The organism is Collinsella sp. LCP19S3_D5, from assembly GCF_052121415.1.
GTDB lineage: Bacteria > Actinomycetota > Coriobacteriia > Coriobacteriales > Coriobacteriaceae > Collinsella.
In genome coordinates this window covers 1-26050 of the sequence record NZ_JBQKEH010000006.1, presented here as the reverse complement: position 1 = coordinate 26050, position 26050 = coordinate 1, and the positions used below count along the sequence as shown (strand labels likewise).

The window sequence follows — 26050 nt, the reverse complement described above, 5'->3', positions numbered from 1 at the left end:
AAGTTGGCTACCCAGAAGATCCGCATTCGCCTCAAGGGCTATGATCACGAGGTCGTCGATCAGTCCGCGAAGCTCATCGTCGAGACCGCTCAGAAGACCGGCGCTCGCGTTTCCGGTCCTGTCCCCCTGCCCACCGAGCGCAACCTCTACACGGTCATCCGCTCGCCGCACAAGGACAAGGACTCCCGTGAGCAGTTCGAGATGCGCACCCACAAGCGCCTCATCGACATCCTCGACCCCACCTCGGGCACCGTTGATTCGCTCATGCGTCTCGACCTCCCCGCCGGCGTCGACATCGACATCAAGCTCTAAGCTTTTTGCTCGATAGTGCGATTTGTAAGGCCGCAGCCCTAAGGGTTGCGGCCTTTTTGTATCGATGGGGTAAAGGGTCTACACTACTGAGCTATTCGACAAACGAGTGTATGAGTAAAACTGTTGGGGGCAGATATAGATGGTCGAGTGGATCGTTCGTCGTGCGCAGGGCGACCGTGCGCGCGTGGGCACGTTGGCGGGCGTGGTGTGTATTCTCGCCAATGTGGCACTATGCGCTGCGAAGGGTGCAATTGGCGTGCTGTCGGGATCGGTTTCGATTGTGGCGGACGCCATGAACAACCTGTCTGACGCCAGCTCAAACATCGTGAGCGTGCTTGGCTTTAAGCTGGCGGGCAAGCCGGCAGACCCTGAGCATCCTTACGGCCATGGCCGCTACGAGTATCTCTCGGGTCTGGTCGTGGCGGCGCTCGTGCTGCTCATCGGCCTCGAACTGGTGAAGTCCTCGTTTGAGCGTATCGTCCACCCCGAACCCGTCGAGTTCTCGCTTGCCCTGGTGGCAGTCTTGGCGCTTTCGATGGTTGTTAAACTGTGGATGGCGGCCCTCAACCAAAAGCTCGGTGACCGTATTGAGTCTGAGACGCTGCATGCGACCGCGCAGGATTCCAAGAACGATGTCCTTGCCACAGGCGCCGTGTTAGCGTGCGCAATTGTTTCGCAGGTGACGCATATCAATCTTGATGCTTGGGTCGGCCTTGCCGTTGGCGCCTATATTGGCTGGAGCGGTTTTGAGCTCATCCAGGATACGGTGAGCCCGCTTTTGGGTCAGGCGCCCGATCCCAAACTGGTCGAACATATTCGCGGCAAGATCATGAGCTACCCTGGCGTTTTGGGCGTTCATGACCTAATGGTTCACGACTACGGTCCGGGCAGGAAGTTCGCAAGCGCTCACGCCGAGATGGCGGCCGAGGCCAGCCCGCTGGAAAGTCATGACACGCTCGACAACATTGAACAGGCATTTAGGGACGAAGACGACATGATTGTCACGCTTCACTACGATCCCATCGTGACCGATGACCCCAAGGTGGCGAGCATGCGCTTGCGCATTCACGCCATGGCCCAACAGATCGATAGCCGCCTTTCGATTCATGACCTGCGCTGTGTGCCGGGTCCTACGCACACCAACGTGATCTTTGACTGCGTGCGTCCCTCGGATTTGGGCATGGGGTCCGATGAGCTCAAGCACGCGTTGGCCCAGAGGGTCGAATCGGAATATCCCAAGTCGATTGCCAAGATTACGATCGACGAGGACTACGTAGGGCATACCCACGAGTAGGTCCGCGCCGGCAAAGCACGTTATACAGAAGGGGAGAATATGAAGAGGCTGTATCTGCTCCGCCACGGCCAGACGGAATTCAACGTAAAAAAGCTCGTCCAGGGTCGCTGTGATTCACCGCTTACCGATTTGGGCCGTCAACAGGCCCAAGCGGCAGCCGAATGGCTCAAAGCCCACGGCGTCGTCCCCGACAAAGTGGTCTCATCGCCTTTAGGCCGAGCCATGGACACGGCAAGTCTCGTCGCATGCGAGATCCTCGGTCCGGATGCGGCTGTCGAGCCCTGCGAAGGCATCATCGAGCGCGGCTATGGGACCTTCGAGGAAGGCCCGCACGACGCATTGCCTACCGACGTTTGGGATCCAGGCGAGGATTTGGTCCCCTTTGAAGGAGAAGGAAGCCGCGCGCTGCAAGAACGCATGGTAGACACCCTCACCAATATCATGGGCGCCGAGGGCATCGAAACCCTCCTAGCAGTAAGCCACGGCAGCGCCAGCCGCCAATTCATCAAGGCTGCAGCTCCAGAGGGCTTTGAGCTCCCAGCAAAACTCCCCAACTGCGCCATTATGATCTTCGATTTCGACGATGCGCGAGAAGAGGACGATACGCCCCAATGCAAGTTCACCTTGCAGCAAATTGTGGATCCCCAACAAAGTCATTAGCTGAGCGAGCAGAGTTAAGCAGACATCAACGTGGCGTTCCCAGTGTGCGGCGGAGGGGGCGGGCCTGAGACTTATTAAGGTTGTCGCGAGTTCCGCACGAACAGGAGAGCACTTAATGTGCTCTCCGTCGTGAGCAGGACTGTAGAGCAGCAACCTTAATAAGTCTCAGGCCCGCCCCCTCCGCCGCACACTGGGAACGTGCCACGCACTTTACCTGCGTAAACAATGTGAGTGAAATATGAATCTCGATGGATACGCCCGCAGCCGTGTATACTAAACAGCTGTGTGAAACCAGGGGAGTATTCTGGCTGGACAAAATGCCTGCTTAATAGGGTTGTCAGGTAGTCCGGACGCAATACAAGGCTGGGGAGCACGTCGTGTAAGTAGTGGTCCTCTAGGGGCGTACGCTCGGTGGTGTACGCATTGTCCCAAGACCACGCGAGAGTTGGGATCATATCTTGATCAGCATGATTCTCGGCCGCAAGATTGGCATGACCCAGGTTTGGGACGAGAACGACAACGTCGTTCCCGTCACGGTCATCCAGGCTGGCCCCTGCGCTGTCTCGCAGGTTAAAACTCAGGCAACCGACGGCTATGACGCCGTCCAGATCGGTTTCGGCGACATCAAGGCCAAGAACGTGAACAAGCCCATGGCTGGTCACTTCGCCAAGGCCGGCATCGAGCCTGTCCGCTTCCTTCGTGAGGTCCGCGTCGAGAACGGCGAGGAGCACAAGGTCGGCGAGGTCGTCACCGTCGCTGATTTCGCTGATGTCGAGAAGGTCGACGTCATCGGTACCTCCAAGGGTAAGGGCTTCCAGGGTCGCATCAAGCGCTGGGGTCAGCGCCGCGGTCCTATGACGCATGGTTCTCACTTCCAGCGTCACCCCGGTTCTATCGGTCAGTGCGCCTATCCTGCGCGCGTCCTCAAGGGCGTCAAGATGGCTGGCCACATGGGTAACGAGCGCGTTACCGTCAAGAACCTTTCCGTTGTCCGCATCGATGCCGAGCAGAACCTCATCTTGGTCAAGGGCGCTGTCCCGGGTGCCAAGAATGGTCTCGTCGCCATCCGTATGGCCTAAGGGCCCAGCCCATTTAGCCCAGCGTCATACCAAGGAGAACACTTAAATGGCAAAGTTTGAAGTAAAGAACAGCGAGGGCAAGAAGGTCGCCGAGGCCGAGCTCGCCGCTGAGGTGTACGGCATCGAGCCGAACATCCACGTTATGCACCACATCGTCAAGTGCCAGATGGCCTCTTGGCGTCAGGGCACCCAGTCCGCTAAGGGCCGCTCTGAGGTTTCCGGTGGCGGCAAGAAGCCTTGGCGTCAGAAGGGCACCGGTCGTGCCCGCCAGGGTTCCATCCGTGCTGCCCAGTGGCGTCACGGTGGCGTTGTCTTCGCCCCCAAGCCCCGTTCCTACGCTAAGCGTATGAACAACAAGGAGGTCAAGCTGGCTATGCGCTCTGCGCTGTCCGCCAAGCTGGCCGATGGCGAGCTCGTGCTCGTCGACGACTACGGCTTCGAGAAGCCTTCCACCAAGGCTGCCGTTGCCATGCTCAAGGCTCTTGGCCTTGAGGGCAAGCGTCTGACCATCATCGTTCGCGATGAGGACGTCAACGCCTACCTGTCGTTCCGCAACATTCCCAAGACGTTCATCATCACTGCCGACGAGGCCAACACCTATGATCTCGTCAACAACAACGCTGTGCTGATGCCCGCCGACATCGCCGCTCACTTCGGGGAGGTGCTTGCATAAATGACCGCCCACGAGATCATCATCCGTCCGATCGTGTCCGAGCGTTCCTTCTCCGGCATGGAGCAGAACAAGTACACGTTCGAGGTCGCCAAGGATGCTAACAAGTATCAGATCAAGGACGCTGTCGAGGAGATCTTCGGCGTCAAGGTCGTTCGCGTGAACACCCTGACGGTCAAGCCCAAGACCAAGCGCGTGCGCTATGTCGCCGGCAAGACCCGTTCTTGGAAGAAGGCCATCGTTACGCTGGCCGAGGGCGACACCATCGAGGTCTTTGGCAACCAGGCCTAAGACTCGCTGCTGTTGAGTGAGCTCATGCCTCCCAAATAGGGGAGGCGAGAGCTCAAGGTTTTGGGCGTATAAAATGGACACGCCCGGAACCGTGTATACGTCCGGTGTCATCGCACCCGAGGCAGAACCTCGAATCCCTGTCTGCGATGGCTAACGGATACCTATTGAAAGGGATTGTAATGGCTGTAAAGCACCTTAAGCCGACCTCCGCTGGTAGGCGTTGGCAGACGATCTCCGACTTCTCCGAGATCACCTGCACCAAGCCCGAGAAGTCTCTTCTCGAGCCCCTGCCCAAGAAGGCCGGTCGTAACAACAACGGCCGCATCACCACCCGCCACCAGGGCGGCGGCGTGAAGCGTCGTTACCGCGTGATCGACTTCAAGCGCAACAAGGACGGCGTGCCCGCCAAGGTTGCCACGATCGAGTACGATCCGAACCGTTCCGCTCGCATCGCTCTGCTGCACTATGCTGACGGTGAGAAGCGCTACATCCTGGCCCCCAAGGGCCTCGAGGTCGGTCAGACCGTCATGTCCGGTTCTGACGCCGACATCAAGCCGGGCAACGCTCTGCCCCTCGCCGACATCCCCGTCGGTACGCTCATCCACGCCGTCGAGTTCCAGCCGGGCAAGGGCGCCGCTATCGCCCGTTCCGCCGGTAACTCCTGCCAGCTGATGGGTAAGGAGGGCAAGTACGCCATCGTCCGTATGCCTTCCTCCGAGATGCGCCGCATCCTCGTTACCTGCCGCGCCACCGTCGGTGAGGTCGGCAACGCCGATCACGCCAACATCGTCATCGGCAAGGCCGGCCGTAAGCGTCACATGAACGTGCGCCCGACCGTCCGCGGTACCGTTATGAACCCTGTCGACCACCCGCACGGCGGTGGCGAGGGCAAGAACCACACCTCTGGTCGTCCCTCTGTTACCCCCTGGGGTAAGCCGACGAAGGGCCTTCGTACGCGCAAGAAGAAGAAGGTCTCGAACCAGCACATCATTCGTCGCCGTAAGAAGTAATTTCGGATACCGAGTTTTAGGAGAAAGCACTTATGAGCAGAAGTCTCAAAAAGGGCCCGTTCGTGGAGACTCGCCTTCTCTCGCGTATCACCGCGATGAACGAGGCTGGCAAGAAGGACGTCGTGAAGACTTGGTCCCGCGCGTCCACCATCTTCCCCGAGATGGTTGGTCACACCATCGCCGTCCACGACGGCCGCAAGCATGTGCCCGTGTATGTTACCGAGTCCATGGTTGGTCACAAGCTCGGCGAGTTTGCGCCGACTCGTACGTTCCGTGGCCACAAGGCCAAATAGGGGGTTAACCGTAAATGGCAACTAAGTCTATTGAAACTGAGGCCACCGAGGTTCGCGCCGTCGCTAAGTACGTGCGTGTTTCCCCCAGCAAGGCCCGCCTGGTGGTCGATCTGATCCGCCGCAAGCCTGTCGCTCAGGCCTTCGACATCCTCCACTTCTGCGACCGCGCCGTCGCCGTGGATGTCGAGAAGGTTCTCCGTTCCGCCGTTGCGAACGCCGAGAACAACAACGGTCTGCGTGCCGACAACCTGGTTGTCGCTGCTGCCTATGTTGACGAGGGTCCGACGCTTAAGCGCATCCGTCCCCGCGCCAAGGGTTCCGCTTCTCGCATTCTGAAGCGTACTTCCCACATCACCGTCGTCGTTGCTCCTCGAAAGGAGGCGTAAAGCTGTATGGGTCAGAAAGTCTACCCCACCGGCTTCCGTCTTGGCATCACCGAGAACTGGCGCTCCCGCTGGTTCGCAGAGAAGGATTACGCTAAGACCCTCGGTAACGATCTCGAGATCCGCAAGTACCTCGAGAAGCGTCTCTCCCGCGCAGCTGTCTCCCGCGTCGAGATCGAGCGCGCTGGCGATAAGGTGAAGGTCATCATCTTCACCGCTCGCCCCGGCGTTGTCATCGGTAAGAAGGGTGCCGAGATCGATACCCTCCGCACCGAGCTCGAGAAGGTCGCTGGCGTCTCCAAGGGCCAGCTCTCCGTCGACGTTGTCGAGATCAAGCGCCCCGAGCTCGACGCCAACCTCGTTGCTCAGTCTATCGCTGAGCAGCTCGAGGGCCGCGTTGCCTTCCGTCGCGCTATGCGCAAGGCTGTCCAGTCCGCCCGCAAGGCCGGCGCTAAGGGCATCCGTATCCAGTGCTCCGGTCGTCTCGGCGGTGCCGAGATGGGCCGTCGTGAGTGGTACCGTGAGGGTCGCGTGCCTCTGCACACCCTCCGTGCCAAGATCGACTACGGCACGGCTGTCGCCAGCACCACCATGGGTGCCTGCGGCGTGAAGGTCTGGATCTACCTGGGCGAGAAGCTCCCGGGCCAGCCTGTTCCCAACCCTGCACTCGAGGGCTCTTCCCGTCCTCGTCGTCGTAACTCCGAGAGGAGGGGTCAGTAGTGCTTGCCCCTAAGCGTATTCTTCACCGCAAGGTGCAGCGTGGCTCCATGAAGGGCCAGGCCAAGGGTAATACCGAGCTGCATTTCGGCGAGTTTGGTATCCAGGCTCTCGAGGCCCATTGGATCACCAACCGTCAGATCGAGGCCGCTCGTATTGCCATGACCCGCTACATGAAGCGTGGCGGTCGTGTCTACATCACGATCTTCCCCGATAAGCCCATCACTAAGAAGCCTGCCGAGACTCGCATGGGTTCTGGTAAGGGTAACCCCGAGGAGTGGGTGGCCGTCGTCAAGCCCGGCCGCATCATGTTCGAGGTCAAGGGCGTGCCCGAGGAGGTCGCTCGCGAGGCTCTGCGTCTGGCGCAGCACAAGCTCCCCATCAAGACCAAGATCGTCGCTAAGCCTGCCGCTACAGAGACGGCCGAGGAGGAGAACTAATGAAGCCCGCAGAGATTCGTGAGCTCTCGGACGCTCAGCTCGTTGAGAAGCTGAAGGAAATGCGCGCCGAGCTCTTTAACCTTCGTTTCCAGATGGCCACCAGCCAGCTGGACAACACCGCTCGCGTCAACACCGTGAAGAAGGACATCGCTCGCGTCCTCACGGAGCAGCGCGCCCGCGAGATCGCAGCGGAGAAGTCCGCTGTCGCCGAGTAGGACCTAAGGAGAGAACATGACTGATTCGCGTAACTCGCGTAAGGTCCGTACGGGTGTCGTTACCTCCGTCTCCGGTGCCAAGACCATCGTTGTCACCATCACCGAGCGCAAGCGTCACCCCAAGTACGGCAAGATGATGACCAGCTCCAAGAAGCTGCACGCTCACGACGAGGAGTGCACGGCTGGCGTGGGCGATACCGTCCGCGTTATGGAGACCCGTCCTATGTCCAAGATGAAGCGTTGGCGCCTCATCGAGGTCGTCGAGCGCGCTAAATAAGCAGTCGCTCTTACGACTTGTACGTTTCCGAAGATGTGCGTATGCCTGGCTTGCATACCACGGGCCGCATAAAGGCTGCGCACCTCTCTTCGGTTCTTAGTTCGGAGGAACATCTACCATGATTCAGATGCAAACCATGCTGAACGTCGCCGACAACTCCGGCGCTCGCAAGATTCGCTGCATCAAGGTGCTTGGCGGTTCCAAGCGTCGTTATGCAGGCATCGGCGATGTGTTCATCGGTGCTGTCCAGGAGGCTACCCCTGGCGCCAACGTCAAGAAGAAGGACGTTGTCCGTTGCGTCGTCGTTCGCACCGTTAAGGAGATCCGCCGCAAGGATGGCTCCTACATTCGCTTTGATGATAACGCCTGCGTTGTCATCAACAACGATGGTTCGCCCGTCGGCACCCGTATCTTCGGGCCCGTCGCTCGCGAGCTTCGTGACAAGAAGTACATGAAGATCGTCTCGCTCGCTCCCGAGACCCTGTAGTTAGGGGAGATATATGTATATCAAGAAGGGCGATAAGGTCCAGGTTCTCTCTGGTAAGGATCGCGGCAAGCAGGGCGTTGTCCTGCGTGCTCTCCCCGCCGAGAACAAGGTCGTTGTCGAGGGCGTTTCGGTCGTCAAGAAGGCCGTCAAGCCCAACGCTGCCAACCAGCAGGGCGGCATCGTTTCGCAGGAGGCTCCTATCGATGCCTCCAACGTCAATCTCGTTTGCCCCGAGTGCGGTAAGGTTACCCGCGTCGGTCACGAGAAGGACGGCAAGAACAAGCTGCGCGTCTGCAAGAAGTGCGGTCACAAGTTCTAAGCTGCCCGCAACATCTAAGTTGCTAGCAAAGGCCCGGATGCCACGGCACCCGGGCCTTTTTCTATCCCTACTCATTGGGGTCAGACTTAAATGAGTGGCTACTCATTGGGGACAGACATAAATGACTAGTCGTTGGGGACGTTCTTAAACGGCTAGTTGATGGGGACAGTCTTGCCACGAAAGCGTCGTACGGGGAACGCCCCCAGGTTTCGGCAGCCTGGGACAGTCCCTATGTGCCGGCAGTTAGGGATGGTCTTTTGATGTCTGATGCCCCTAGGGGGCAGAGTAAGACAGCCTGCTTTGCCTTTAGGGGTTTTGGTATTCCACCTTTTTATGCATCATAACGATCGTTGCATGCGTATTTACGCACAGAGTCTTGCGCGATAATGCGCATAGGCGCGCAAATATCTGCAAACTATGGTTAAATAATAACCGATAAACAAATAAACACGCAAATACAAGCAAATACGCGCAAATTTGTGCGAATATAAGGCTGTTGGAAATGAAGAACTTCCGATGACTCAGGAGGCACATGATGACAGATTCCAAACAGGCTCCGCTCGACGCCGAAGCAGCCGCTAAGGCGGCGTTTGCCTCGGTCCAGGATCAACCGTTCCCTAACGACATCTTTACGGCTCCCGAGCTTCGTTGGGCTGTGATCGGCTGCGGCGTTATCGCCAACCAGATGGCCCAGTCTCTCGCCCTTGCCGGCCGCAAGCTTGCGGGCGTCGCCAACCGTACGCTCTCCAAGGCTCAGGCTTTTGCCGAGCAGTATGGCGTCGAGAAGGTGTACGAGACGGTTGAGGACCTCTACGCCGATCCCGACATCGACGCCGTTTATATCACCACGCCGCATAACACGCATATCACCTACCTGCGCGCCGCTCTGGCAGCTGGCAAGCACGTGCTTTGCGAAAAGGCCATCACCCTCAACTCCGCCGAGCTCGACGAAGCGCGTGCCATTGCCGACGAGCATAACGTGGTCCTTATGGACGCCACCACGGTGCTCCACATGCCCTTGTATCGGGAGCTGCGTCGCCGCATGGATGCCGGCGAGTTTGGCCGCATGAACCTCGCTCAGCTCAACTTTGGCAGCTACAAGGAATACGGCGACCTGACCAACCGTTTCTACAACCGCAACCTTGCTGGCGGTGCCATGCTCGATATTGGCGTCTATGCCCTGTCCGTCATGCGCCTCTTTATGGCAAGCCAGCCTGTTGAGGTCGTTTCGCTCGGCAACACCTGTGAGACCGGCGTTGACGTTGCGGGCGGCATCGTCTGCCGTAATGCCGAGCAGCAGCTGGGCGTGGTGAGCCTTACGCTCCACTCCAAGCAACCCAAGCGCTCGGTCATCAGCTTCGATAAGTGCTATATCGAGGTCAACGAGTATCCCCGCGCCGATCACGCGACCATCGTGTGGACTGCGGACGGGCACCGTGAGGAGGTCCACACCGGCACCGAGGCTTACGCCCTGTGCTACGAGATGGCCGACCTGGAGAAGGCCGTTGCCGGCGATGATTCGAAGCGCGAGCTTCTGGATTATGCTTCTGATGTTATGGAGCTTATGACCAAGCTCCGCGCCGACTGGGGAGTCGTGTACCCCGAGGAGGAGTAAGCGATGCTTGCGGAGGATAGGCTCAACGCGATCGTGTCGATGGTCCAGCAGGCTGGCTCGGTTACTGTGCAAGAGCTTGCCGATACCCTGGGCGTGACGGCGTCTACCATTCGGCGCGACCTGCAGACGCTCGATCGAGCACACCGTATCGCCAAGGTCCACGGCGGAGCGACAAGTCTTGAGCGCGCGCACGTGACGCGCGACCTAACGCTCAATGAGCGCAGCGACCTCCATAACGACGATAAGGAGCGTATCTGCGCCCGTGCGGCGGCGCTGGTGGAGCCCGAGAGCTTTGTGTACATCGATTCGGGCTCGACGACGCTCAAGCTCATCGAGCATCTTCCACACCTTGAAGATGTCACCTATGTGACCGATTCCGTGCTCCATGCTCAGCACCTCGCTTTGCGCGGCATGCGTACCGTGGTACTAGGCGGTGAGCTCAAGCCCGAGACCGAAGCACTCGTTGGCCCCGATGCCTTGGCAACCTTAGACCGCTACAACTTTAACTGTGGCTTTTGGGGTTCTAACGGCATTGCCGCCGAGCAGGGCTTCACGGCGCCCGATATCGAGGAAGCGCAAGTAAAGCGCATCTCGATGCGCCATACGGCCAAGCGCTTTGTAATCTCGGACGCCAGTAAATTTGGCATGGTGGCGCCTGTCAAGTTCGCGGACTTTCGCGACGCAACGATTATTACCGCGGGCGAGGTGCCCGCCAAGTATCGGGCAATGGACAACGTCATCACGGTCTAGCGACGGGACAAGGCCAAAACCATCACAAAGGTGCCTGTCCCCATTGTGGTGGTTCGTAACGAAAACCGAGTAGTTTTCTCAATAGAAAAGCGGCAACGTCCATCACAGGCGTTGCCGCTTTCGTTGTCCGCCGGTTTGTCTAAGTCTGTAACAACTGGACCGTTAAAAGTGGGTTAGATGTTACAGATTGAGATACTTCCGAACCGCGCCATCCCTTTGTCTCAATCTGTAACATCTGGGACCGATTTTGCCGAGTTATTGTTACAGATCGAGATTTTCCCTTGAGGGGGATTTGAATGTCTCGATCTGTAACAGAGAGACCGGAAAATGGGTTCTAACTGTTACAGATCGAGACGTTTTGGCGCCGCGGCTGAGCCATCGTGGCGGCTTGACGTTTGCCCAGATAAAACCTGCCAAAATAAACCTGTCCCTTTTTGGCAGATTTTAGGGCTCCCAGGGGCAGGGGGCTTCGATGTAGATGTGCTCGCCGGTTACGGGATGGGTAAAGGATACGCTGTGGGCGTGGAGCATGAGGCCACAGGGGCGCGGCGTTCCGTACAGGTCGTCGCCAACCAGGGGATGGCGCTCGCTTGCCAGGTGCACGCGGATCTGGTGTTTGCGGCCCGTGAGCAGCTCAACATCGATATACGAACGGGCGGGCAGGCCTCGACGGCTCTTAAGGCGCTTGAGCACCTTGACGCGCGTCAGCGACGGCTTGCCGCTGGCGCCGACGCGCATCTTGCGGCTATCGTGGCGGTCGCGGGCGATGGGCTTGTCGATGAGCTTTTCGTTCCAGTCGATCTTGCCCTCGGCGAGCGCCAGATAGTGCTTTTCGAATGCGTGGTCGATCACCATCTGGTCAAAGGCGGGCTGCGTCTGCTTGTCGAGCGAGAACAGCACCACGCCGGTGGTGTCGCGGTCCAGGCGATTGAGCGGCTGCATGTCGGTCGCGGCAAAGCCGTCGCCCATCGCCAGCAAAAGGTCGCTGGCATAGTCGGTAAGCGTGCGCTCGCCGGTGCCGTCGCCGTGGACGATCATGCCGGCGGGCTTATCGATGGCCATGAGCCAGGCGTCGCAGTAGAGGACTTGGGGTTCTTCGTTCACATGTAAGCCTTTCGGTTAGCTAATTCCCACAAACATGCAGCCCGAAGTGGCGCCGCGCAGGCGGGCGGCGGGCTTACGGCCGGCCTGCGCGGCCTCGACGGCTCGACGGACGCGTGCGACGGCGCGGCCAATCTCATCGGCCTCGAGCAGGGTTCCGTCGACCATGAGACGGCGCACGCCGGCGTCGAGCAGCTGTGGAACCTGCGGTGTGAGGTCGATGGGGTAGGCGTCGTACAGGCGCGAGCGGCCGTGGATGTCGGTACGCACCGGCATGACCTTGCCGTCGATATTCTTGAGCGACAGCTTGCGGGCGCGCAGGCGGCAGTTGGCGCAATCGTGGATGCAGCCATTGGCCACCTGCAGGATACAGTGCTCGCTCGTCATAACGCGCGGGCGGCCGAAAACGGTGATGCCCAGGGCCGCGGGCGCGGAGGTACCAAGCGAGATGATCTCGTCGAGCGTGATCTCGGGCGAGAGCCAAAACGCCGCGGCTCCGCGCTCGGCAAGTGCCTCCATGCAAGGCGTGTTGTGCACGGGTAGGCAAGAGCGAATCTCGGCCGTGGCACCAACCTGGGCGGCCAGGGCAAGCTCAGAGATGTTGCCAATAGCGACCGTGGCACCGGCAACGACCCACGGGTCGACGCGCGCGTGGTCGACGGCGCGGCAGACCTCATCGAGCACGGGAACAATACCCTGCTCAAACGCATCGGCGGGGGAGAGCTCGGCCGCATCGAGCGCGTCGGTGGTCATGTAGATGCGCACGGCGCCCTCCGCGCGCGCGGCCTCGGCGGCCTCGAGCGAGGTGACGGTGGCGCAGATCTGCGGCTCATCGCGGTAGTGCTCGGGCGCGGGGCGGGAATCACTGGTGACAATCGCCGGCAGCTCGAGCGTGTGGGCGCGCTCGTCATAGGGCGCCAGAATGGCCTTCTCGAGCGCCTTGCAAGCGGCGGCGCGCACCTTGTGCACAGCGGAGAAACCCATGCCACAGCCCTCATCGAGCACCACGTCAAAGCTCGCGGCCTCAAAGGGCGAGGAACCCATGCGGCCCACATGCTCCACCAGATCGGATGCCTCGACGGCGCGGGTCTTGGCGGCCTCGACGGTAAAGCCGGTGGCGGTGGCGGTGAGCGTGGGGTCGTCGCAGCAGGTGAGCGTGACGGTAAACGGCTCGCCTAGGCGCGCCGCGACGGACACGTCTACGGCGCGGCGGCGCAGCACGTCGCGCTTGAGCGCGGCGCCGGCAGCGTCAATGGCGCGCTGGCTGCGAATCACACGCACGCGGCAGCCCTCGGGCATACTACGGGGAACGCGGCACTCGATGATGTCGCCGGCGGCGGCATCATCGGCGGCGATGGTGGTCAGGAATTGGTCGAACTCATCGTCGTGACGAAGCTCCAACAGGTCGCCCTTGCCCACGGGCTCAAACAGCTCAATGCGGGCGATGGCGGCGCGGCGACGACGGTCGTCGGGTTTGAGCCCGCGCACGTCGCGGTTGGCCATACGGCTGCCCAGCACCGTGCCCACAATCTGGCCGCGGTTGTTGGAGCGCTCGTAACTCATCATCTCGTCGCCCGAGGTGCCGTCCTGATAGGCGTGCGTAAAGTCGCGGTTAAAGCAGCGCTTGAGTTGGCGCTGGCGAGCGGCGTCCTCGTCCTTATCTACGACGGCCCCGGCCAGCATGTCATCGATCTGATGACGATACACATCGACGATGGAGTACACGTAATCGGGCGCCTTCATGCGGCCTTCGAGCTTGAGCGATGCGGCGCCGGCGTCATACAGGCGGCGAACAAGCTGTGAAGTGTTGGTATCGCGCGGGCATAGCGCGCGCTCGCGACCGGCAGGGGAGAGCGAGTGGCCGTTTTCGTCAATTAGCTCGTAAGGCAGGCGACAGGGCTGGGCGCACATGCCGCGGTTGGCCGAGCGGCCCGCCATGGCAAAGCTCGAGAGCAGGCACAGGCCCGAGTAGCAAAAGCAGATGGCGCCGTGGCTAAAGACCTCCAGGTCAACGTCGGGCGCGGCGTCGTGGATGGCGGCGATCTCGTCGATGGAAAGCTCGCGCGAGAGGGTCACGCGGTCGGCGCCCTGCTCGCGGCACCAGATGGTTCCGCGGTCATCGTGGATGTTCGCCTGGGTCGAGATATGGGTCTCGATGCCGGGCATGGTGCGCTTGACCTCAAAGAACAGGCCCCAGTCCTGGATAATGAAGGCGTCGGCGCCCAGCGTGGAGCAGCGATGGATGAGCTGCAGCGCATCGCTCATCTCGGACTGCTTGATGACGATGTTGACCGTGACGTAGACGCGCGAGCCGGCCAGGTGCGCGGCGCGGCAGGCCTGTTCAAAGGCCTCATCGGTAAAGTTGGTGGCCTTGCGGCGGGCGTTGAAGCTGCCCATGCCACAGTAGATGGCGTCTGCCCCGGCGGCGAGCGCGGCGGCAAAGGGCTCCGGGCCTCCGGCGGGGGCCAAGAGCTCGGGCCTGCGGTTGGTGGTTCGGCTGGCGGTTGCGGTCATATCCTGCCTTTCAAAATGCTCAGATACTCAAAAGTATAGTGGCACCGTCGCGATGGGCGATGCCCGCAGCCTAAGCAGGACAAAGTCTTCAGTAGCCTGGGCTGGCTGACCCGGTGGAGAACCGTTCGGCGGTTCGGGGAAACCGTTGGGCGATAAAATATTCTCGCATCATGATAATTATCTTGCAGTGGGCGAAATCATCCCCTACTATCCCAATCAAGCGCGGTGTTCAGACCGAACTGTGCCTCCCGGTGCGAACGCCGCGCTCACGCTCTCTATTTGATCGTAAGGAGAAAAACATGAGCAAGACCGTCGTGTCTTCCGATAACGCGCCCGCAGCCATCGGTCCGTATTCCCCCGGTATCCAGACCGGCAACATGGTGTTCCTGTCCGGCCAGCTGGGCATCGATCCCGCAACCGGCAAGCTGCCCGAGGGCATCGAGGCCCAGACCAAGCAGTCCCTCGCTAACGTCGAGGCCCTGCTGACCGCTGCCGGCGCTACGTTTGCCGATGTCGTCAAGACCACGGTCTACCTGGCTGACATCGCCGACTTTGCCGCCGTGAACGAGATTTATGCCTCCAAGTTTGAGGCCCCGTTCCCCGCGCGCAGCGCTTTCCAGGTTGCCGCTCTTCCGGCTGGCGGTCTGGTCGAGATCGAGGTCGTCGCCGCTCTCTAAGGCGTTGGCAACAACTAAACATGACATGCAAAAAGACCCTGCAGCGCGTGTGAGCTGCAGGGTCTTTTGTCACGTGACGGATTGCTTGCGGAGCCACCAAGGGCAGTCTTTTTGGGACGGGGCCATTTTAGCTACCCCTATATGCAGGATTGATTTTACTTGCGGCTCATCGAAATCGTGGGCAGAGGGAGGGTAGCTAAAAGAGCCCCGTCCCAAAAAGACTGCCCGCGCTCCATTTTGCTCGTTAGCCCTCCTTGCGAACTTTTTGCAGGTAGCGGTAGACGCTGGGCTCCGAGATGCCCAGTGCGGTGGCAGCGCAGGCAACAGCGCCCTTGAGCATAAATACGCCGTTGCCGTTAAGGTGGCGAATAACGTCCACGCGATCGGCCTGCCCAAGCGAGGCGACATCCTGGCCGCGGCTTTCGAGCAATTCGGAAATGCTGTGGTCGATGAGCTCCTGTGTAGACTCCGAAAGAATTTCGACCTCGATAGACGCGGGCTCCGCCTGCCTTGGCACAGCGTCGAAGCAGGCCATGAGCTGCTGAGCCATGGCGTTGATGGAGCGTACCGTGGAAAGATCGGTGTTGACGCAGAGCATGCCGACGATCTCGTTATCCTCGCGAATAAAGTACGTTGCGGATTCCAACGTCTTGCCACCGGCACCGCGCCCCTCGTAGCCCGTAATAAACGGCAGGTCGCGATACTTGGGATCGTGCATGATCTTGAGTGCCAGATCGGTGGCGGGACCGCCGACCTTGCGGCCGCTCACGATGCCGTTGCGGATATCGACGATGGCGTGGTCGGGATCCGAGAAATCGTGCAGCACGATTTCGCTGTTTTTGCCGAGTATCTGCTCCAGGAAATCGACCATCGGCAAAAAGCGACGTACAGTCTCGTTCACGGGCAACTCCTTTGGATGAAATCGGAAGTTTCATAACAATTTTTTCTCATGGTAACACGGTGTCTATTGACTCGTATATTCGCAGGTACATTGCGTAATACAGACGAACGGTAGGATTTTGGCGGTAAGCGGTCGACCAAAAGAAAAGTTAGATGCTATTTTGAACAGACACTTTCCTGACCTGCGGAAATGCGTTGTCTAAGCTAAAAAATAGTCTGATAACAAAAAATTATTATTGAGAATGAGAAAATTCTTTAATACGATATTCACCGAAGGCACAACCTCAACCCCGCACTGCGTCACAATAGAGCGCTAGATGCGAAAACAACGACTTCGAGGATTGGTGGTCAAATGGCCCAGGAGACGGTTACGAACGGCACTGAAGCCCTGTTCACTCGCGAAGGCATGCCGCCCGTTAAGGAAATGATTCCGTGTGCCCTTCAGCACGTGCTGGCATCGTTTGCCGGCATCATCACCCCGGCGGTCATCATGGCCGGCGTCTACGGCTTTAACAGCCAGCAGAGCACCGACATCATTCAGGTTGCGCTCATTCTTTCGGCAATCGATACGGCCCTTCAGGCCTTCGCTCCCTTCCGCCGCATCGGCGGCGGCCTGCCCATCGTCATGGGCGTCTCGTTCGCGTTCCTGCCGGCCCTGCAGGCTATGGGCGCCTCGGGCTTTAGCTTTGGTGCGCTGCTGGGCGGCGAGATTGTCGGCGGTGCCGTCGCGGTCCTCTTTGGTCTGGCCTACAGCAAGATTAAGTGGCTGTTCCCGCCCGTCGTGACCGGTACGGTCATCTTCTCCATCGGCGTCTCCCTGTATCCCACGGCCGTCAAGTATATGGCCGGCGGTATGGGCACGCCGCTGTGGGGCACCCCGCAGGCCTGGTGCGTCGCTCTTATCACCTTCGCCGTGGTCTTCGCGCTCGCCAACTTTGGCAAGGGCACGTTCAAGCTGGGATCCGTGTTCTTTGGCATGATCGTTGGCATGCTCGTCTCCATCCCCTTTGGCATGATCGACTTCTCCAGCGTCGCCACCGCTCAGGTCTTCGCCCTTCCCAAGCTCATGCCCTACGCGCTCGAGTTTGATCCCGAGGTCTGCATTACCCTCGCCGTCGTGTTCCCCATGGTTGCCATCCAGGTTATCGGCGATGTCTCCGCCGCCTGCCTGGGCTCCATCGACCGCATGCCCACCGAGCGCGAGCTCTCCGGCGCTATCGTGTCCCAGGGCCTCACCTCTATGGTCGGCGGCCTGCTGGGCGGTCTTCCCACCAGCGCCCTTGGCCAGAACGTGGGCATCATCTGCTCCAACAAGGTCGTCAACAAGTGGGTCTTTGTGATCATCGCGTCCGTCTTTGCCATCGCCGGCCTGTTCCCGCAGCTTTCTGCCGTCCTTTCCGCCATCCCGCAGCCCGTCATCGGCGGCGCGACCGTCGGCGTCTTTGGCACCATCACCATGAACGGCGTGCGCATGTTCACCCGCGAGGGCCTTACGCAGCGCACTACCACCATCGTCGGTACCTCCGTCGTCTTTGGCCTGGGTATCTGGATGGCCAGCGGTTGCCTTGCCGGCGAGGGTATGCCCACCTGGGTGTCCACCGTCATCGGCTCCAATGCCGTAACCCCCACCGCCATCATGGCCATTGTCCTTAACCTGATTCTTCCGCAGACGCCGGTCGTGGCTCAGCACATCGATGCCGCCAAGGATGCCGCTGTGGATCTGGTCTTGCCCGAGAGCAAGAAGTAACCCATTTGGTGCTATTCGTCGGCGGACGTATCGCCTCGTCCGCCGATGTCATGCGGCGCCAAGCCGCACTTCAAAGGGCTTGTCCCTTTGGTGAAGCGTTGACGGGAGAGGGCCCGTTTCCGGTGTAGGCCGGCGCTTCGCACTTCCGCCATGTCAGAGGTGTCAAACCCCGCCTCTGATGTTGAAGGGAGCATTTATGCTTCTGGTCGCTAACGGTTCCGTCTTTACCCGCAACGCTCAGACTCCGTTCATTCCCAACGGTGCGGTCGCTATTGACGGAGATACGATCGTCGAAGTGGGCCCCGAGCGCGAGCTCAAGGCCAAGTACCCGGATGCCGAGTACGTCGACGCCCAGGGCAACCTCATCATGCCCGGACTTATCAACTGCCACACCCACATCTACTCGGGTCTGGCCCGCGGCCTTGCCATTAAGGGCTGCAACCCCACCAACTTCCTGGAGAATCTTGAGCAGCAGTGGTGGAAGATCGACGACAACCTGACGCTCGACGGCACCAAGGCCAGCGCCTATGCCACGATTCTTGACTCCATCCGCGATGGCGTCACCACGATCTTCGATCACCATGCGAGCTTCTGCGAGATCCCGGGCAGCCTCTTTACCATTAAGGATGCAGCTCAGGAGCTGGGCATGCGTTCGTGCCTGTGCTACGAGGTCTCCGATCGCCGCGGCCAGGAAAAATGCGACCAGGCCATTGCCGAGAACGCCGAATTTGCCCAGTGGGCCGCCAAGGAGCGTCGCGATAACGACAACCACATGATCGCCGCCATGTTTGGCGGCCATGCCACCTTTACACTGTCGGACGAGACCATGGACAAGATGGCCGAGGCCAACAACGGCCTGACCGGCTTCCACATCCACGTGTGTGAGGGCATGAACGACGTGTGGGATTCCCGCCTCAACCGCGGCGGCATCAGTCCCGTCGAGCGCCTGCTGCAGCACAACCTGCTTGGTCCCGACACCATGCTGGGCCACTGCATCCACGTGACGCCTGCCGAGATGGATATCGTCAAGGAGTCCGGCACCTGGCTGGTCAACAACCCCGAATCCAATATGGGCAACGCCGTGGGCTGTGCCCCCGTGCTCGAGTTCTTCCGCCGCGGCATCCCCGTGTGCATGGGTACCGACGCCTACACCCACGATATGCTCGAGAGCCTTAAGGTCTTCCTGATCATTCAGCGCCACAACGCCGCCATGCCCAACGTGGGCTGGTGCGAGGCCATGACGATGCTGTTCGAGAACAACGCCAAGATGGCGAGCAAGTACTTCGATCGCAAGCTCGGCGTGCTCGAGGCCGGCGCCGCTGCCGATGTCATCGTTATGGACTACAAGCCTTTTACGCCGCTGAGCGAGGAGAACATCGACGGCCACATGCTCTTTGGCATGATGGGCAAAAACTGCCGCACCACCATCATCAACGGCCGTGTCCTGTACAAGGATCGCGAGTTCGTTGGCATTGATGAGGACAAGATCAACGCGTGGACCATGGCCGAGTCCAAGAAGCTCTGGAGCACGCTCAACGATCGCGTGTACTAATTACAAGTAGATTCACGCGCGCCGGATGTTTCGCCGCATCCGACGCGCGCATAGGCGGCCTCCGCGGGGTCGCCGGCGCTGTGCTAGCGCTACACCGTATTTGCGCCCGTCGCGCGGTCTCGCCGGGCGTTACAGAGAGGAGCTCACTATGAGCGACATCATGAGGCCGATCCCGTTTTCGCAGCTGATGAACTGGATCATCGAGGAGCACAAGACCCAGGACGCCATCTTTGGCGTGCGCAAGATGGTCACGACCAACCAGGAGAGCGCACTTCCCATTTTTGACGAGCGCATCGAGACTCCGTTTGGCCCGGCCGCCGGCCCCAACACGCAGCTTGCCCAGAACATCGTGGCATCCTACGTGGCCGGTGCGCGCTTCTTTGAGCTCAAGACCGTTCAGGTTATGGACGGCGAGGAGCTCTCCAAGTGTGTGAACAAGCCCTGCATCGTGGCACAGGACGAGTGCTACAACTGCGAGTGGTCGACCGAGCTCGAGGTTCCGCAGGCATTTGCCGAGTACGTGAAGGCATGGTTTGCCTGCCACCTGATCGCTCGCGAGTACGGTCTGGGCAGCCCGGACGGCTTCGTCTTCAACATGTCCGTGGGTTATGACTTGGAGGGCATCAAGAGCCCCAAGGTCGATGCGTACATTGAGGGCATGAAGGACGCCAGCGGCTCCGAGGTTTGGAACGAGTGTCGCACGTGGGCGCTCGCTAACCTGGACAAGTTTGAGCATGTCGACGCCGCATTTGTCGAGTCCATCCCGGCGCGCGTCTCAAACTCCATCACCGAGTCCACCCTGCATGGCTGCCCGCCCGCCGAGATCGAGCGCATCGCGACCTATCTGATCACCGAGAAGGGCCTCAACACCTACATCAAGTGCAACCCCACGCTGCTGGGCTATGAGTTTGCCCGCCAGCGTCTGAACGAGCTGGGCTTTGACTACATCGTTTTCGACGATACGCACTTCCGCGAGGACCTGCAGTGGGCCGACGCCGTGCCCATGTTTGAGCGCCTGATTGCCCTGTGCGCCGAGCGCGGTCTTGAGTTTGGCGTCAAGCTCACCAATACCTTCCCCGTCGACGTGACGAGGAACGAGCTGCCCTCCACCGAGATGTACATGTCGGGCCGTTCGCTGTTCTCGCTGACCATCGAGGCCGCCCGTCGCATTACCGAGCAGTTCGATGGCAAGTTGCGTATCAGCTACTCCGGCGGTGCCACGGTCTACAACATCCGCGCCCTGTACGATGCCGGTATTTGGCCCGTCACCCTGGCGACCGACGTGCTCAAGCCCGGTGGCTACGAGCGCTTTAGCCAGATGGCTGGCGAGTTTACCGATCTGGACGGCAAGCCGTTCGCGGGCGTCTCGCTCGAGGCCGTGACCGCGATCCAGACCGACTCGCTCACCAACCCGCTCTACAAGAAGCCGCTGCGCCCGCTGCCTGACCGCAAGGTCGCCGGCAAGAGCCCGCTTTCCGACTGCTTTACCACGCCGTGCCGCACGAGCTGCCCCATCCAGCAGGATATTCCCGCCTATCTGGCGGCAGTGGATGAGGGCCGCTACGAGGACGCGCTCAACATCATCATCGAGCGCAACGCCCTGCCGTTCATTACCGGCACCATCTGCCCGCATCCCTGCGGCCGCGCCTGCGAGCGTGCGTTCTACGAGCCCGAGGGCGCCCAGATTCGCGCCAGCAAGCTCAAGGCCGCCCGCGAGGCCATGACCGCCGTGCTGCCCAAGCTGCGCGCCCAGGCTATCGCCAACGACGGCGAGCGCAACGTTGCCGTTATCGGTGGCGGCCCGGCCGGCCTGGCGACGGCGTTCTTCCTGACGCGTGCCGGCGTGCCCGTCACCATCTTTGAGGCCCGTGATTCTCTCGGCGGCGTGGTCCGTCACGTGATTCCCGAGTTCCGCATTGCGAGCGACGATATCTCGCACGACGCCGAGCTCTGCCTGGCCTTTGGCGCCAAGGTGCAGCTCAACGCTCGCGTGGAGTCCATCGACGAGCTCAAGGCCCAGGGCTTTACCGACGTGGTCGTGGCCACCGGTGCCTGGATGCCCGGCTCTGTGGGCTTGGGCGAGGATGCCGAGCTCGACGTGCTGGAGTTCCTCGAGGCCGCCAAGAAGGGCGATAAACTCGAGCTGGGCGAGGACGTCGTGGTCATTGGCGCCGGCAACACCGCCATGGACGCGGCGCGTGTGGCCAAGCGCCTGGCTGGTGTGAAGAACGTGCGCCTGGTGTATCGCCGCACCAAGAAGCAGATGCCCGCCGACGAGGAAGAGCTCGATCTTGCTCTTGCCGACGGCGTTGAGTTCTGCGAGCTGCTGGCTCCCAAGGCGCTCAACGGCACCGTACTGACCTGCGATGTTATGGAGCTTGGCGAGCCGGATGCAAGCGGCCGTCGTAGCCCCGTCGCCACGGGTGAGACCGTCGAGCTTCCTGCCACCACGGTGATTTGCGCCGTGGGCGAGGGCATCGATGCCAGCCTGTACGATGCCGCGGGCGTCGAGCACGACCGTCGCGGCCGCCTTGCCGCCACCTCCACCGGCGTCGAGGGCGTCTGGGCTGCGGGCGACTGCCGTCGCGGTCCTGCCACCGTGGTCGAGGCCATCGCCGACGCCGCCGAAGTCGCCCGCGCCATCGCCGGCGTGGACTTTAACAAGTACGCCGGCTGCAACGAGCAGGCAGGCCGCGAGGATACCTGCTACGAGCGCAAGGGGTCGCTGTGCCGCGACAAGCGCAACTGCACCAAGACCCGCTGCCTGGGCTGCGGCTCGGTGTGCGAGGTCTGCTGCGACGTGTGTCCCAACCGCGCCAACGTTGCCATTAAGGTGCCGGGTCTGGCCAAGCATCAGGTCGTCCATGTCGACGGCATGTGCAACGAGTGCGGCAACTGCGCCGTGTTCTGCCCCTACCAGGAGGGTCGTCCCTACAAGGACAAGCTCACCCTGTTCTGGAGCGAGGAGGACATGGAGAACTCCGAGAACGAGGGCTTCCTGGCCGTGGATGAGGATCACTTTAAGGTCCGCGTCGCCGGCACGGTCCGCACCGTCTCGGTCGATGCCGTCAACACCGGTCTGCCCGAGGCCGTCCGCCTGACCATTAGGGCCGTGCGCGACAACTATTCGTACCTTCTTAAGAAATAGGCGAGTCTCTTATGGCCAAATCCATTCAACATAACGTGGCCTACGTTGCCTGCGGAAGCGGTTGCGCCTCCGCAGGCGGCGACGCCCGCTGCAGCGAAGGCTGCATTGGCTGTGGCGCCTGCGTTACGGCCTGCCCCCACGGTGCCATCGCACTGGTCGACGGCGTCGCCCGCGTGGACCGCTCCAAGTGCACGGGCTGTGGCCTGTGCGGCATGGCGTGCCCGCAGCGCGTGATTGCCTTCGTTCCCGGCTACCAGAACATCCTGGTGCGGTGCAACAATACCGATAAGGGTGCCATTGCGCGCAAGATCTGCGACACCAGCTGCATCGGTTGCGGCATGTGTGCCAAAAAGTGCCCTGCCGGCGCAATCCGCATCGAGGACAACTGCGCCCATATCGACGGCGCGGACTGCCTGTCGTGCGGCATGTGCGCGGTTGTGTGCCCGCATGGCGCCATTCACGACCGCACCGGCATCGCCGCCGGCGTGTAGAAGGGAATCACCATGGCACAGGAATTCACTTTTACCGTTAACGGCGTGGAGCGCACGACGACTCAGAACAAGCCGCTGCTGCGTTATCTGCGCGACGACCTGCACATTCACTCCGCCAAGGACGGCTGCTCCGAGGGCGCCTGCGGCACCTGCACCATCCATGTGGACGGCGCGGCTGTGAAGGCTTGCGTGCTGACCACCGCCCTTGCCGCCGGCCGTAACATTGTGACCGTCGAGGGCCTGCCCCAGGACGTGCGCGAGGCCTTTGTGTACGCCTTTGGCGCCGTGGGCGCCGTACAGTGCGGCTTTTGCATCCCCGGCATGGTCATGGCGGGCGCAGCGCTCATCGCCGAGGACCCCGAGCCCACCGAGGAGCAGATCAAGTACGCCATTCGCGGCAACGTCTGCCGTTGCACTGGCTACAAAAAGATTATCGAGGGCATCTCGCTGGCCGCTGCGGTGCTCCGCGGTGAAAAGCAGATCGACGAGGATTTGGAGCGCGGCGACGACTACGGCGTGGGCAAGCGCGCCTTTCGTATCGACGTGCGCAAGAAGGTGCTCGGCGAGGGCAAGTATCCCGACGACATCGACGAGCTCGATCAGCCGGGTCTGACCTACGCCAGCGCCGTGCGCTCCAAGTACCCGCGCGCCCGTGTGCTCTCCATCGATACCTCCAAGGCCGAGGTCCTGCCCGGCGTGGTGGGCATCCTGCGCGCCGAGGACGTGCCGGTCAATCAGGTCGGCCACCTTATCCAGGACTGGGACGTCATGATCGCGGCGGGCGATATCACCCGCTGCGTGGGTGACGCCATTGTGCTGGTGGTCGCCGAGGACGAGGCGACGCTCGAGAAGGCCAAGAAGCTCGTAAAGATCGATTACGAGCCGCTGGAGCCCGTGCGCAACATCGCCGAGGCCAAGGCTGCCGACGCTCCGCGCCTGCATGACAGTTTCTTTGCCTTTGGCAACACGGTGGAGCTCAAGGACAACGTGTGCCAGAGCCGCCATGTGACGCGCGGCGACGCCGCCAAGGCGCTGGCAGAGAGCGCGTTTACCGTGACGCAGCGCTTTACCACGCCCTTTACCGAGCATGCCTTCTTGGAGCCCGAGTGCGCCGTCGCCTTTCCGTACAAGAACGGCGTCAAGGTGCAGTCGACCGACCAGGGCGCCTACGATACGCGCAAAGAGTGCGCCCACATGTTTGGCTGGGATAGCGAGCCCGAGCGCGTGGTCGTCGAGACCATGCTCGTGGGCGGCGGCTTTGGCGGCAAGGAGGACGTTTCGGTCCAGCACCTGGCCGCGCTTGCTGCCTATAAGTTCCAGCGTCCTGTGAAGTGCAAGCTCACGCGCGCCGAGTCGCTTGCGTTCCATCCCAAGCGCCACGCCATGGACGGCACCTTTACGCTGGGCTGCGATGCCGAGGGCAACTTTACCGGCCTGGATTGCGAGATCAACTTTGATACCGGCGCCTACGCGTCGCTGTGCGGTCCGGTGCTCGAGCGTGCCTGCACGCACGCCGTCGGCCCCTACAAGTACCAGAACACCGACATTCGCGGCTTTGGCTACTACACCAACAACCCGCCCGCCGGCGCATACCGCGGCTTTGGCGTTTGCCAGTCCGAGTTTGCGCTCGAGAGCTTGATCGACCTGCTTGCCGAGAAGGTCGGCTTGGATCCGTGGGAGATTCGTTACCGTAATGCCATCGAGCCGGGCGAGGTTTTGCCCAACGGCCAGATCGCCGATTGCTCCACGGCGCTTAAGGAGACGCTGCTCGAGGTCAAAGATGCCTACTATGCGCATCCCGGACACGCCGGTATCGCCTGTGCCATGAAGAATGCCGGCGTGGGCGTGGGCCTGCCCGATGCCGGCCGCTGCAAGATTCGCGTCGAGGATGGCCGCGCCGTCGTTTATGCCGCCACGTCCGACATCGGCCAGGGCTGCAACACCGTCTTTTTGCAGGACGTTGCCGAGGCATGCGGCCTGCCGCTTCGCTGCATTGCCAACGGCGAGTGCTCCACCGAGAACGCCCCGGACTCCGGCACCACGTCCGGCTCGCGTCAGACGGTCGTGACCGGCGAGGCCGTGCGCGGTGCCGCCTTCCTGCTGCGCGATGCTATGCTTGGCATCGAGGCCGGCAAGCCTGCACCCGCCGCTCCGGTGAGCGCACATGGCGACGGCGTCAAGATCGAGTACGACGACGGCCGTGCCTATCAGCTGCGCACACAGGAACTCGTCGCCGGCCAGGGTATGCATCCTCAGGATCCCGCGGCCGCCATCAAGGCGCTCGAGGGATGCGAGTTTAGCTACGTGTACCTGGAGCCGACCGACAAGCTGGGCGCCGACGTGCCCAACCCCAAGAGCCACATCTGCTACGGCTTCGCCACACATGTGGTCATTCTGGATGATGACGGCCGCGTGAGCGAGGTCTATGCCGCGCACGATTCCGGCAAGGTGGTCAACCCCATCTCCATTCAGGGTCAGATCGAAGGCGGCGTGCTCATGGGTATGGGCTATGCGCTTACCGAGGATTGGCCGCTCAAGGACTGCGTACCCCAGGCAAGGTACGGTACGCTCGGGCTGTTCCGTGCGCCCGAGATTCCGGATATCCACGCCATCTACGTGGAGAAGGACGAGCTGTTGCCCGTGGCATATGGCGGCAAGGGCATCGGCGAGATCGCAACGATCCCCACGGCGCCCGCCGTGCAGAACGCCTATCGCGCATTTGACGGCAAGCTGCGTCCCGATCTGCCCATGGTGGATACGCCCTACAGCCGCGCCCGTCACCGCGGCTAGGGTAGGGCGCGGACAGTTATTGCTGACGAGCTGTTCGCGCTCAACGCCAACTGCGTATGCTGCGCCATTGGCCCCGGCTCCATCGCGAGCCGGGGCCTTTTGTTTGGAGCGCCTCCGCATGCGGAAGCTGCGTCCCAGAATTGGCGCTCAGAATGGGGCGTGCTTTCCGGTAGAGCCTCTAGCGGAAAGCGCATCCCGGAATCCGCGGGGACTGCGGACAAAAAGTTGGACCGTTGAGGTCCGGAACGGAGTCCGCATGGCATACAGTAGGAGAATGGTGGAGAGGGCCAGGGCGCTTCGCGGCGCCGGGCTCACCGT

The 26050-nt window shown here is 61.1% G+C and carries 26 protein-coding genes; 23 read left to right on the top strand and 3 right to left on the bottom strand.

Features of this window, described 5'->3' with window-relative positions; all coding sequences use genetic code 11:
• The first annotated feature begins 3 nt into the window (after positions 1-3).
• The 17 genes from rpsJ to ACTQXO_RS03730 all read left to right on the top strand — a co-directional run bounded on the left by rpsJ (position 4) and on the right by ACTQXO_RS03730 (position 10812).
• A complete protein-coding gene (gene rpsJ / locus ACTQXO_RS03810) occupies positions 4-312 on the top strand; it encodes a 30S ribosomal protein S10 (protein ID WP_427717612.1) in 309 nt (102 codons plus the stop codon).
• A 139-nt stretch (positions 313-451) separates the two neighbouring features.
• Positions 452-1606 (top strand): cation diffusion facilitator family transporter, encoded by a 1155-nt coding sequence (locus tag ACTQXO_RS03805; RefSeq protein ID WP_154514693.1) that lies wholly within the window; start codon positions 452-454, stop codon positions 1604-1606.
• A 39-nt stretch (positions 1607-1645) separates the two neighbouring features.
• Entirely contained in the window at positions 1646-2266 is a 621-nt protein-coding gene (locus ACTQXO_RS03800; protein ID WP_441033101.1) for a histidine phosphatase family protein, read from the top strand.
• A gap of 458 nt (positions 2267-2724) precedes the next feature.
• Positions 2725-3345 (top strand): 50S ribosomal protein L3, encoded by a 621-nt coding sequence (gene rplC / locus ACTQXO_RS03795; protein WP_441033098.1) that lies wholly within the window; start codon positions 2725-2727, stop codon positions 3343-3345.
• Between the two features lie 46 nt (positions 3346-3391).
• The gene (gene rplD / locus ACTQXO_RS03790; protein WP_006235032.1) at positions 3392-4018 is read left to right on the top strand and encodes a 50S ribosomal protein L4; all 627 of its coding nucleotides are present in this window, start codon (positions 3392-3394) and stop codon (positions 4016-4018) included.
• On the top strand, positions 4019-4306 hold the full coding sequence (gene rplW, locus ACTQXO_RS03785; RefSeq protein WP_006235033.1) for a 50S ribosomal protein L23: 288 nt from the start codon (positions 4019-4021) through the stop codon (positions 4304-4306). It begins immediately after the preceding gene.
• Between the two features lie 179 nt (positions 4307-4485).
• A complete protein-coding gene (gene rplB, locus ACTQXO_RS03780; protein ID WP_117583062.1) occupies positions 4486-5316 on the top strand; it encodes a 50S ribosomal protein L2 in 831 nt (276 codons plus the stop codon).
• Between the two features lie 32 nt (positions 5317-5348).
• Complete coding sequence (rpsS, locus tag ACTQXO_RS03775; RefSeq protein ID WP_006235035.1) at positions 5349-5609, top strand: 30S ribosomal protein S19; 261 nt, start codon at positions 5349-5351, stop codon at positions 5607-5609.
• Between the two features lie 14 nt (positions 5610-5623).
• Complete coding sequence (gene rplV / locus ACTQXO_RS03770) at positions 5624-5995, top strand: 50S ribosomal protein L22 (protein ID WP_006235036.1); 372 nt, start codon at positions 5624-5626, stop codon at positions 5993-5995.
• A gap of 6 nt (positions 5996-6001) precedes the next feature.
• Complete coding sequence (gene rpsC / locus ACTQXO_RS03765; protein ID WP_154514689.1) at positions 6002-6712, top strand: 30S ribosomal protein S3; 711 nt, start codon at positions 6002-6004, stop codon at positions 6710-6712.
• Entirely contained in the window at positions 6712-7149 is a 438-nt protein-coding gene (rplP, locus tag ACTQXO_RS03760; protein WP_370450531.1) for a 50S ribosomal protein L16, read from the top strand. The genes rpsC and rplP overlap by 1 nt, the downstream gene beginning before the upstream one ends.
• Positions 7149-7364 carry a 50S ribosomal protein L29 gene (gene rpmC, locus ACTQXO_RS03755; protein WP_006235039.1) on the top strand — a complete coding sequence of 72 codons (216 nt, stop codon included), beginning with the start codon at positions 7149-7151 and terminating at the stop codon, positions 7362-7364. Before rplP ends, rpmC begins: the two co-directional genes overlap by 1 nt.
• Before the next feature lie 16 nt (positions 7365-7380).
• Complete coding sequence (gene rpsQ, locus ACTQXO_RS03750; protein WP_006235040.1) at positions 7381-7641, top strand: 30S ribosomal protein S17; 261 nt, start codon at positions 7381-7383, stop codon at positions 7639-7641.
• A 118-nt stretch (positions 7642-7759) separates the two neighbouring features.
• Entirely contained in the window at positions 7760-8128 is a 369-nt protein-coding gene (rplN, locus tag ACTQXO_RS03745; protein WP_117734331.1) for a 50S ribosomal protein L14, read from the top strand.
• A 13-nt stretch (positions 8129-8141) separates the two neighbouring features.
• Complete coding sequence (rplX, locus tag ACTQXO_RS03740; RefSeq protein WP_006235043.1) at positions 8142-8447, top strand: 50S ribosomal protein L24; 306 nt, start codon at positions 8142-8144, stop codon at positions 8445-8447.
• A gap of 535 nt (positions 8448-8982) precedes the next feature.
• A complete protein-coding gene (locus ACTQXO_RS03735; RefSeq protein WP_154515174.1) occupies positions 8983-10062 on the top strand; it encodes a Gfo/Idh/MocA family protein in 1080 nt (359 codons plus the stop codon).
• Between the two features lie 3 nt (positions 10063-10065).
• Entirely contained in the window at positions 10066-10812 is a 747-nt protein-coding gene (locus tag ACTQXO_RS03730) for a DeoR/GlpR family DNA-binding transcription regulator (protein ID WP_427717633.1), read from the top strand.
• 444 nt (positions 10813-11256) lie between these two features.
• Here ACTQXO_RS03730 and ACTQXO_RS03725 read toward each other — a convergent pair whose 3' ends face one another.
• Together ACTQXO_RS03725 and ACTQXO_RS03720 are read right to left on the bottom strand one after the other, a co-directional pair.
• Entirely contained in the window at positions 11257-11916 is a 660-nt protein-coding gene (locus ACTQXO_RS03725; protein ID WP_441033085.1) for an RluA family pseudouridine synthase, read from the bottom strand.
• A 15-nt stretch (positions 11917-11931) separates the two neighbouring features.
• Positions 11932-14427: a DUF3656 domain-containing U32 family peptidase gene (locus ACTQXO_RS03720; RefSeq protein ID WP_441033082.1), complete on the bottom strand. Its 2496-nt coding sequence runs from the start codon at positions 14425-14427 to the stop codon at positions 11932-11934.
• Positions 14428-14726: 299 nt separating this feature from the next.
• Here ACTQXO_RS03720 and ACTQXO_RS03715 point away from each other — a divergent pair, with 299 nt between their 5' ends.
• Positions 14727-15104 (top strand): RidA family protein, encoded by a 378-nt coding sequence (locus ACTQXO_RS03715; RefSeq protein WP_441033079.1) that lies wholly within the window; start codon positions 14727-14729, stop codon positions 15102-15104.
• 244 nt (positions 15105-15348) lie between these two features.
• Here the strand turns inward: ACTQXO_RS03715 and ACTQXO_RS03710 are convergent, their stop codons facing one another.
• Positions 15349-16005, bottom strand: coding sequence for a helix-turn-helix transcriptional regulator (locus ACTQXO_RS03710; protein ID WP_427727132.1), 657 nt, complete (start codon positions 16003-16005; stop codon positions 15349-15351).
• Between the two features lie 351 nt (positions 16006-16356).
• On the opposite strand from ACTQXO_RS03710, the gene ACTQXO_RS03705 reads away from it, so the two are divergent.
• The 5 genes from ACTQXO_RS03705 (at position 16357) to xdh (ending at position 25732) form a co-directional block, all read left to right on the top strand.
• Positions 16357-17751 (top strand): uracil-xanthine permease family protein, encoded by a 1395-nt coding sequence (locus ACTQXO_RS03705; RefSeq protein ID WP_441033075.1) that lies wholly within the window; start codon positions 16357-16359, stop codon positions 17749-17751.
• 196 nt (positions 17752-17947) lie between these two features.
• Positions 17948-19303 carry a putative aminohydrolase SsnA gene (ssnA, locus tag ACTQXO_RS03700; RefSeq protein WP_441033072.1) on the top strand — a complete coding sequence of 452 codons (1356 nt, stop codon included), beginning with the start codon at positions 17948-17950 and terminating at the stop codon, positions 19301-19303.
• Positions 19304-19451: 148 nt separating this feature from the next.
• Positions 19452-22451, top strand: a complete 3000-nt coding sequence (ygfK, locus tag ACTQXO_RS03695; protein WP_441033069.1) for a putative selenate reductase subunit YgfK — start codon at positions 19452-19454, stop codon at positions 22449-22451.
• Positions 22452-22462: 11 nt separating this feature from the next.
• Positions 22463-22942: a 4Fe-4S binding protein gene (locus ACTQXO_RS03690; protein WP_035137469.1), complete on the top strand. Its 480-nt coding sequence runs from the start codon at positions 22463-22465 to the stop codon at positions 22940-22942.
• Positions 22943-22954: 12 nt separating this feature from the next.
• Positions 22955-25732: a selenium-dependent xanthine dehydrogenase gene (gene xdh, locus ACTQXO_RS03685; RefSeq protein WP_441033065.1), complete on the top strand. Its 2778-nt coding sequence runs from the start codon at positions 22955-22957 to the stop codon at positions 25730-25732.
• Positions 25733-26050 lie beyond the last annotated feature (318 nt).

Bases quoted from the DNA above. Each gene is read 5' to 3' on its own strand.
- ACTQXO_RS03805 (WP_154514693.1), top strand. From the start codon at position 452: ATGGTCGAGTGGATCGTTCGTCGTGCGCAGGGCGACCGTGCGCGCGTG.
- ACTQXO_RS03800 (WP_441033101.1), top strand. From the start codon at position 1,646: ATGAAGAGGCTGTATCTGCTCCGCCACGGCCAGACGGAATTCAACGTA.
- rplD (WP_006235032.1), top strand. From the start codon at position 3,392: ATGGCAAAGTTTGAAGTAAAGAACAGCGAGGGCAAGAAGGTCGCCGAG.
- rplW (WP_006235033.1), top strand. From the start codon at position 4,019: ATGACCGCCCACGAGATCATCATCCGTCCGATCGTGTCCGAGCGTTCC.
- rplB (WP_117583062.1), top strand. From the start codon at position 4,486: ATGGCTGTAAAGCACCTTAAGCCGACCTCCGCTGGTAGGCGTTGGCAG.
- rpsS (WP_006235035.1), top strand. From the start codon at position 5,349: ATGAGCAGAAGTCTCAAAAAGGGCCCGTTCGTGGAGACTCGCCTTCTC.
- rplV (WP_006235036.1), top strand. From the start codon at position 5,624: ATGGCAACTAAGTCTATTGAAACTGAGGCCACCGAGGTTCGCGCCGTC.
- rpsC (WP_154514689.1), top strand. From the start codon at position 6,002: ATGGGTCAGAAAGTCTACCCCACCGGCTTCCGTCTTGGCATCACCGAG.
- rpmC (WP_006235039.1), top strand. From the start codon at position 7,149: ATGAAGCCCGCAGAGATTCGTGAGCTCTCGGACGCTCAGCTCGTTGAG.
- rpsQ (WP_006235040.1), top strand. From the start codon at position 7,381: ATGACTGATTCGCGTAACTCGCGTAAGGTCCGTACGGGTGTCGTTACC.
- rplN (WP_117734331.1), top strand. From the start codon at position 7,760: ATGATTCAGATGCAAACCATGCTGAACGTCGCCGACAACTCCGGCGCT.
- rplX (WP_006235043.1), top strand. From the start codon at position 8,142: ATGTATATCAAGAAGGGCGATAAGGTCCAGGTTCTCTCTGGTAAGGAT.
- ACTQXO_RS03735 (WP_154515174.1), top strand. From the start codon at position 8,983: ATGACAGATTCCAAACAGGCTCCGCTCGACGCCGAAGCAGCCGCTAAG.
- ACTQXO_RS03730 (WP_427717633.1), top strand. From the start codon at position 10,066: ATGCTTGCGGAGGATAGGCTCAACGCGATCGTGTCGATGGTCCAGCAG.
- ACTQXO_RS03720 (WP_441033082.1), bottom strand. From the start codon at position 14,427: ATGACCGCAACCGCCAGCCGAACCACCAACCGCAGGCCCGAGCTCTTG.
- ACTQXO_RS03715 (WP_441033079.1), top strand. From the start codon at position 14,727: ATGAGCAAGACCGTCGTGTCTTCCGATAACGCGCCCGCAGCCATCGGT.
- ACTQXO_RS03705 (WP_441033075.1), top strand. From the start codon at position 16,357: ATGGCCCAGGAGACGGTTACGAACGGCACTGAAGCCCTGTTCACTCGC.
- ssnA (WP_441033072.1), top strand. From the start codon at position 17,948: ATGCTTCTGGTCGCTAACGGTTCCGTCTTTACCCGCAACGCTCAGACT.
- ygfK (WP_441033069.1), top strand. From the start codon at position 19,452: ATGAGCGACATCATGAGGCCGATCCCGTTTTCGCAGCTGATGAACTGG.
- ACTQXO_RS03690 (WP_035137469.1), top strand. From the start codon at position 22,463: ATGGCCAAATCCATTCAACATAACGTGGCCTACGTTGCCTGCGGAAGC.
- xdh (WP_441033065.1), top strand. From the start codon at position 22,955: ATGGCACAGGAATTCACTTTTACCGTTAACGGCGTGGAGCGCACGACG.